General features: G+C 48.3%; 8 protein-coding genes and 1 pseudogene. 3 read left to right on the forward strand and 6 right to left on the reverse strand.

All coding sequences use genetic code 11. The features are described 5' to 3' along the window. Window positions 1–83: 83 nt before the first annotated feature. On the reverse strand, window positions 84–1334 hold the full coding sequence (gene hmpA / locus JOD24_RS14595; RefSeq protein WP_429247183.1) for an NO-inducible flavohemoprotein: 1251 nt from the start codon (window positions 1332–1334) through the stop codon (window positions 84–86). A gap of 118 nt (window positions 1335–1452) precedes the next feature. On the opposite strand from hmpA, the gene JOD24_RS14600 reads away from it, so the two are divergent. Continuing rightward, complete coding sequence (locus JOD24_RS14600) at window positions 1453–1953, forward strand: Crp/Fnr family transcriptional regulator (protein ID WP_380167198.1); 501 nt, start codon at window positions 1453–1455, stop codon at window positions 1951–1953. Between the two features lie 38 nt (window positions 1954–1991). Here JOD24_RS14600 and JOD24_RS14605 read toward each other — a convergent pair whose 3' ends face one another. From JOD24_RS14605 to JOD24_RS14625, 5 genes are all read right to left on the reverse strand, one after another. Beyond that, window positions 1992–2984 carry a DinB family protein gene (locus JOD24_RS14605; RefSeq protein ID WP_429247184.1) on the reverse strand — a complete coding sequence of 331 codons (993 nt, stop codon included), beginning with the start codon at window positions 2982–2984 and terminating at the stop codon, window positions 1992–1994. Window positions 2985–3388: 404 nt separating this feature from the next. After that, window positions 3389–3805, reverse strand: coding sequence for a disulfide oxidoreductase (locus tag JOD24_RS14610; RefSeq protein WP_380167194.1), 417 nt, complete (start codon window positions 3803–3805; stop codon window positions 3389–3391). Window positions 3806–3835: 30 nt separating this feature from the next. After that, window positions 3836–4549, reverse strand: a complete 714-nt coding sequence (locus JOD24_RS14615) for a DsbA family protein (protein ID WP_429247185.1) — start codon at window positions 4547–4549, stop codon at window positions 3836–3838. Window positions 4550–4759: 210 nt separating this feature from the next. Further along, complete coding sequence (locus JOD24_RS14620; protein ID WP_429247186.1) at window positions 4760–5941, reverse strand: MFS transporter; 1182 nt, start codon at window positions 5939–5941, stop codon at window positions 4760–4762. A 13-nt stretch (window positions 5942–5954) separates the two neighbouring features. Then, window positions 5955–6428, reverse strand: coding sequence for a MarR family transcriptional regulator (locus JOD24_RS14625; protein ID WP_429247187.1), 474 nt, complete (start codon window positions 6426–6428; stop codon window positions 5955–5957). 207 nt (window positions 6429–6635) lie between these two features. On the opposite strand from JOD24_RS14625, the gene JOD24_RS14630 reads away from it, so the two are divergent. Further along, complete coding sequence (locus JOD24_RS14630; RefSeq protein ID WP_380167186.1) at window positions 6636–7064, forward strand: MarR family winged helix-turn-helix transcriptional regulator; 429 nt, start codon at window positions 6636–6638, stop codon at window positions 7062–7064. Window positions 7065–7075: 11 nt separating this feature from the next. Next, window positions 7076–7228 (forward strand): annotated as a pseudogene (locus JOD24_RS14635) (MFS transporter); the annotation flags it as partial. Window positions 7229–7319: the final 91 nt, after the last annotated feature.

A 7319-nucleotide genomic window follows, 5' to 3' on the forward strand; every position in this document is an offset into this window, starting at 1 on the left:
AAATTCCCATCCTCATCCCCGTCTGAACCCACTGAAAAACCCCGGCAGCGGCCGGGGTGGAAAATTTACATTCCAAAGATCGTTCAGATCGCCGCCACTGGGGTCACTTGTTGCGATTCATCCAGGTGACGGGTGGGGCCGAAGACTTCATAGTGAATCCGGTCCTCCTCCACGTCCCACTCTTTCAATAGCCGATACATCGCTTTCATGAAGGGAAGAGGTCCGCAGAGGTAGAAATCTCCTCGATGGTCAGGCAGAATGCTTTGCAGCCAGGGGCCGTCGATCCAACCTTCCTTGTCAAAGCGACCTTCCAACCGGTCCTGTTCTGTCGGCTGTTCATAGCAGACAAAGGAACGGAATCGAGGATGGTCTTTCACCAATGTGTCTACGTAATCCCTCATGGCATGGACATCCCCGTTGAGTGCCGCATGGATATAGGTCACATCGCGTTCCACCTGTTGCTCCGCCAACGTGGTCAGCATACTGATCATCGGCGTCAACCCCACACCCCCGCTCAGGAGAATGATCGGTTCCGTACCTTCCTTTTTGAGGGTGAAGTCTCCTGCCGGTGCTGTCAATTCCACCTGATCTCCTACCTGGATATTCCGGTGCAGATAGGTGGAGACCGTACCCGCCGGTTTTCCATCTCCACCATCCTCCCGCTTCACGCTGATCCGGAAGGTATCCTTGCCCGGAGAGTCGGAAAGAGTGTAATGGCGGAGGGAGATATACTCATCTCCTGGGATTCGGACCCGAACTGTAATATACTGTCCAGGTTGGAAAAGTGGTAGCGGCCCGCCATCTTGGGGTTTGAGATAGAAGGAGGTGATCACTTCACTTTCCTTCACCTTGCGATCCACCGTGAATTCCCGGAACCCGTCCCAGCCGCCGAGCTGTTTGCGGGCGGTATCATACATCCCCTTTTCCACTTGGATGAAAACATCGGCGATGGCATCGTAGGCCTGTTCCCAGGCAGCGATCACCTCATCCGTAGCCGCTTCTCCCAGCACATTCCGGATGGCCCACAGCAGATTCTCACCTACGATGGGGTAATGTTCCGGGCGGACTCCCAAGGCCCGGTGTTTATGGGCAATCCGTTCCACCACCGGCAGGATCTCTTCCAGGCGGTCGATGTGGGCAGCCGCCGCATACACTGTATCCGCCAGTGCCTGGGGTTGTTTCCCTTCCCGCTGGTTAGAGCGATTGAAAATATTGTACAATTCGGGGTGGCGGGAAAACATTCGTTGATAAAATTGCTGGGTAATCTTAGCACCCTGTTCTTTCAAAACCGGAGCGGTACTCTTGATGATCTCCATGGTTTTAGGATCCAACATGATCTGCGCCCCCTCATGGTTTGATTAAAATCATCCCTTTCATCTTCAACCATAACCGAGGAGGCGATTTCCAGCTGTGATTTGAAGCACACCAACTATGACAATGAGGTGAAACCATTTGCAACTGCATCGGGGAGAAATCTTATTCCGCCAGGGAGAGATGGGTCCCCTATACCAATTGGAAAGCGGACTGCTCAAAGTCCTCCGCATCCGACCCGATGGTTCTTCCCTCCTGTTCAATCTGCTCGTTCCGGGAGAGATGTTCCCTCATCACTCCCTGATCAGCCCACAACCCTACTTCGCCACTTGTATCGCCGTCACCGATAGCCGCGTGAAGCTTATCCCCGCCGAATCCTGGTACGAAAATCTAAAGCGGGATCCGATCCAATACCGGGACGTAGCCCTCTCCCTTCAGAACACGCTTCGGCTGATTCAACAACGGATGGCCTTTGCCACCGCCCCCACTTCCTCCCGGATCCCCCTGTTTCGCGAATGGTTGTCCCAACACTTCCAGGAACAACCGGTGGAACAACTCCTGACCCAGGAAGAGATCGGTCAGCTGGTGGGGATGAGCCGGGAAACGGTTAACCGACAACTACGGAAAGAGAATCAAAAATGAACCCCGGTCCAGGAACGACCGGGGTTTCTATCCATATCTTATTTTCCATATTGGTGGCGCGTGTTCAGGATCGTCTGGATCTGCTCCCGGGAAGTTTCCGCCACCACCTGGAGCATGGTACGAACCTCCACACTTCCCTGTTCAGAAACCAAGTGATGATTCATCGCTTCAGGAACTGCTTCTAACTGGTGCAGGATATGTTCCCGCAACAGGCGGAACATTTGCACCTCCACATGAACAGGCCGGTTGCTGTAGCTCAGACTCTCGGCCCACTCGTCAGGGTCATAGAGAGGAATGGTGTAGGCTCGTCCGTTTTCCGCCATCGCCCATTTGATCCGTTGCATCATCTCCAAATCAAAGTCAACAATTTGCAGGATCAGCTGCCGCAGGGACTCTCCCTCCGGTGTGGTCAAATCCAGGTCCTCCTCCAACCCCATGACCGCCACTTCCAGTAAATCGGGCCCTTTGTTATAGAGATCGATCACCTCTTCATCGGTCAGGCGCAGACTCTCATGAAGGGACACCTCATACCTGTCAGGGTCATGCATTTTCAGCACTTGTTCCACCCCAGGTGTCTCCTCCAGGAGCAGGTCAGGGATTCCAAAAGCGGCTAACCGCTCTTGGGAAACCAACAAATCCTCGCCAGGGAAATGAAGTCCCTCCCCCTGCTCCACCTCCCGGATCTCGTAAGATGGAGAGGTCTCCGTCTCAGATCCTCGGGTCTCCATCAGATCGGCGGGTTCCTCCTCTATCCCCGATGGAACCCCTTCCGTCTCTATATCTTCTGCAGGTAGCAGAGACGCAGCCGTCTCCTCGGACCCGCCGTCTCCCTCCTGTTCCAGCAGTGCGGCCACATCCAGCTCCGGATCCGTGGTCAAAAACAGGATGCCTCCATCTGGAGTGAACAGCCGAGCTGTCCCTTGTTCAGGATCATATGAGAAGGGGTTAAACCTCAGCATATCCCGATAAAAGATCAAACTTCTGTCCAAATCGATCACACGTAAAACATACAGTAGTATTGCATCGCTCACTGCGACCTCTCCTTTATACTCAGATTTCCTTTCCAGGATTTTATACAATGGATTTCCCGGTTTTGTAAAATCAATGTAACAGAAGTACTCTCCACGGTTCAACGATTTCCAATAACTTGGTAACACATGAACTGGATAAACAATCAGGTCTGTTGATAACCCCATGGCTGTTGATTGCCTAAAGTGAGTGATAGGAACAAAACGATCTTTTCGCTCTTCCCATGCCCCTATCGTAAAATATCGCTTGAGGGGACGGGGATGGGGGGACGGCTACGATCTCTTGCAAAGAACGCAAAGGCTCTTCACCGTCTCCCCATCCCGACCTTAGTTCCTACCTAAAATACGGTTAATCAACACACCTGTTCAAAAATAAAGAGTGCCCCAAAAAGAGGCACCCGGTCACCTTAATCCGCTTCTCTCCGACCAATCCACAACAAAGAAAAAATCAGGATAAACGCCGTCAATGCCAAAAACGGGATCGTGATGAAACCGAGCCAGTTGATATACTCTCCGCTGCAGGGGATCCCTTGGGTACACCCTGCCACTTCGGCCAGCCCCGGAACTTTCTGTTGGGCATAATGAAAGAGTGAAACACCGGCACCGATGATGCAGAAGGGCAAAGCGTAAGCTGTGATGAATCGATCCCCGCGATAGCTGGCAATCCCCAGAAGCAACGCGAGGGGATACATCAGGATTCGCTGATACCAACACAACTCACAGGGAATAAATCCTGCCACCTCGCTGAACCAAAGGCTACCACCTACGGCAATTAATGACACCAACCATGCCAGGTAGAGGCTATAGTTTTTGACCCAAGACACAGCTCTCTTCTCCCTTTCTCCCTTGAAAGGTTATTTCGCTTTTTTTAATTCTTCTTCAATCATCTGTTTGATCCCTTCATAATCCAGGCTGTCAGGTACTGGCTTCCCATTGATAAACAGGGCGGGCACCGATTGAACACCGGACTGGATCCCAATCTCCTTGTCTTTTTCCACTTGTGACTTGAAAGATTCTTTGTCAATCGCTTTCGCCAGCTCACCGTGGTCGATCCCTGGTGCCGCTTGCTTGGCCAATTTCACCAGAAACTCCGGAGTCGCCCAGGTTTCTCTCTCATCACCCTGGTGCTCGTAAATCGTTTCATGAAACTTCCAGAAGGCTGCCGGATCTTGCTCATAGACGGCTTCTCCCGCGATTCCCGCCGTGATCGAGTCTTCACCGAGAAATTGATTATTAATAAAGTAGAAACCGGCTTTGTCGTTGTCCAAGTAGTCCTTTTTCAGCTGGGGATAGATCTCATCCGCAAACCTTTTACAGGTGGGACATTTATAATCGCCAAACTCCACGATCCGGACTGGTGCATCCTCATTCCCCAATACAGGCTGTTTGTCATAGGCAAACACCTTCTCATCCATCGTCGCCTCCTGACTTAGCCCCTCCTCCTTTTCATTCCCGCTGATCAGGTTGTTCACCAAGGCATACACACCTAATCCGAGAAAGAGAACGATCACCGTCACCAAGGTCAGAGTCTGCATCCGGTTGGATTGGGTCTGCTTTTTCTTTCCCATCCGGTTTTCCTCCTTCGTTCTGCTATCGAAAACCCAGGTTCATTCCTTTCCCATCATACCGTTGATGTCAAGCCATTTCAATAAATGAGATCACGCCGTCATAGAGTCCTCAAACCCGAACAACCACCCGAACTGCCGGGGTGGTTTCGGCCATTCACTTGCAGGGGATTCTCCCCTGCTAAATCACTGTGACAGGATGACGGTGATATTTCAACATCTATTCTTTTTCATGAACCAATACTGGAATACCGCAATCAAACCCAATAAAGCGGCTAATAGGATGAACAGTGCAGATACTGGAACAACTTTATACAAACCGGCGACCATCGCACCGAGAGCCATGCCAAAATAACGTACGAAATTAAATAGTCCCAACGCAGTTCCCCGATGCTCCTCATATTCATTGCTGATGAGGGTGGCTAATAAAGGAGGAGAGAAACCGACGGTCAGTCCGTAGACAAACAATACGATACCCAATCCGATGATCGTTTGCTCATGCAAGATGCCAAACAACATGACTTGCGCAGGCATACATATTAAAACAGCGATAAACAACAACTGCAGTGACATCTTTTTCTGCATTCTTTTAAACAACAAGCTCCCCATAATCATGCTGAGAGTTAATGGTAAGTACAACATGCCGATAACCTGCAAAGAGACCCGATAATGATCACTTAAAAGTACGGGCAAATACACGAGAATCGCAAAATAGATCAGGAATATGAAAAAACCTAGTATCATGGTTCCCGTACCTGTAGGGTTCGAAAAAACGGAAACATACTTTTCCCTAATATGATAGGACTTCGCTGAGCTGTTCTTTGTTTGCTCCTCTGAAAGGAAGTAACCCAACAGAATAAGTAACATAATTGAGAGGAAGAAAAGAAACAGGAAAATCCCCGTGTATCCATAATACTGACCAAGCACGCCGCCTAAGATCGGCGCAACCGCCGGAGCGAGAGTGAGGAGGATCTGGTAAGTCCCCATCGCATTGCCTCGCTCTTCCCCTTCAAATAATTGTGCAATCATATTCACCGCTACCAAAGGGATCATGGCTGTTCCAATGGCCTGAGCCATCCTGAAGATCATAAATACCAAGAACTGTGTGGAGAATGCACAAACCAATGTGGAAATATTCGTTATAATCAAGCTACTCATCAACAGTCTCTTTTGATTTTTAGAATCAATGAATGTTCCTAGAATAATCTGCATCACAGCTGTAATGAAGATGAAGCTACTGACGGTGAAATTCACCCAGTTTAATGAAACCCCGAAAGTATCCCGAATCAAGGGAATTATAGGTGAGTAGATGTTTTGATTTAAGGAAGCGAAAAACGTACCGATGCTTAATAAATATAAGACAAGTACTTTATTTTGGATTCCTTTCCCTTTCATCCTTTCCACCTCTCTATATCCCATTACTTTCTATTTCGTCGGTAACGCCATTTAAAAAAGTGGTGATCGTTTCCAAATCAGGGTCATCAAACCTTTCTAAAATACGGAGATATCGGTTTCTCGCTTGTTCGTGTAACCGCTCATGAATCATCGCCAACTCCTCACCGTTTTCGGTCAGCTTATAGTAGATTTCTTTTCTGTTCCCTGCTCGTTGAGTTTTTTGAATCACATCGTGATCTAATAATTTTTTTGCCGCTTTGGTGATGGCTGGCATCGATACATTTAGTCGGCCGGATAAGAAAGTGTTGTTCGCCATCCCTTGTTCTTTAATTGCAGCAATCAAGTGTAATTGAGTAAGTGTCCATTCGAAAACCCGAGCTTCATCTTCATCTCTTACGCTGACCTTCTTAGCCCTTTTCCTTTGTGCTTCTTCTCGTACGGTGATCAATCTTTGCAATGCTTCCAAAACCCGTTCTTTTTCATCCATGGGTATCCCTCCTTCGTGTATCGTTATTGTTAACTGATTAATAATAACGATACAGTACTGTACATCCATTGTCAAAGGGAATGTGAAATCCCACCCCCATCGACACAGACAGCACTCATTCACAATGCTTCTAGACATTCCCGCAAATAGCTGTTACTATAAGAAGGTTACCTAAGCTAATTGTTACCTAAGATAACTATTTAAGAGGTGATTTTCATCCATACTTCGGTCAGGCTCTTTCATCAACTGATCACGTTATATCGCCCCTTTGAAAAACAGCTGAATATACAGCTGAACAAACACCATCTGCATCGGGCACAATGGACCACTTTATATTATTTATATAATTTTGGGCCCTCAACCAATGGTGAGATCTCCTACTATCAAGGTGTGGAAAAACCCACTATCACCAGAACCCTTGCTAGCTTGGAAGAACTGGGGTATGTGGTTCAGACAGTAGGTAAAGACAAACGCGAAAAACGAATGCAGATCACCAAGCTTGGCCAGGAGGTCTATGAGCATGTCCGTGTCCCCGTAGACGAATTGGAAAAGGAGATTTTATCCGGTATATCTGAAGAAGAACAGCTGGAGATCATTCGGATAATGGAGATCATGCGCAACAATATTCGAAAGTGAGGAGACCCTTCGTGGAAGGAAAAGCAAAATTATGGACAAAGGATTTTGTCATCATATCAGCGACAAATTTTTTCTTGTATTTAGTGTTTTATTTATTGTTGGTGACCATGGCGGTCTTCGCGGTGGAGAAGTATCATGCCTCAGAAAGTGAGGCCGGACTGGTTGGTCTTGACCCCGTCAAGTAGACAATGAAAAAAGAACGGTTATGCGGCGACTTTTTCCCGATGCTCAACAGGGGAAAAGTCGCCCAATTTT

Origin of the sequence: Kroppenstedtia sanguinis (assembly GCF_050433445.1) — a bacterium.
GTDB classification, from domain to species: domain Bacteria; phylum Bacillota; class Bacilli; order Thermoactinomycetales; family DSM-45169; genus Kroppenstedtia; species Kroppenstedtia sanguinis.

Excerpts from the sequence above, each read along its gene's own strand:
- hmpA (WP_429247183.1), bottom strand. The coding sequence starts at position 1,334 with ATGTTGGATCCTAAAACCATGGAGATCATCAAGAGTACCGCTCCGGTT.
- JOD24_RS14625 (WP_429247187.1), bottom strand. The coding sequence starts at position 6,428 with ATGGATGAAAAAGAACGGGTTTTGGAAGCATTGCAAAGATTGATCACC.
- JOD24_RS14615 (WP_429247185.1), bottom strand. The coding sequence starts at position 4,549 with ATGGGAAAGAAAAAGCAGACCCAATCCAACCGGATGCAGACTCTGACC.
- JOD24_RS14620 (WP_429247186.1), bottom strand. The coding sequence starts at position 5,941 with ATGAAAGGGAAAGGAATCCAAAATAAAGTACTTGTCTTATATTTATTA.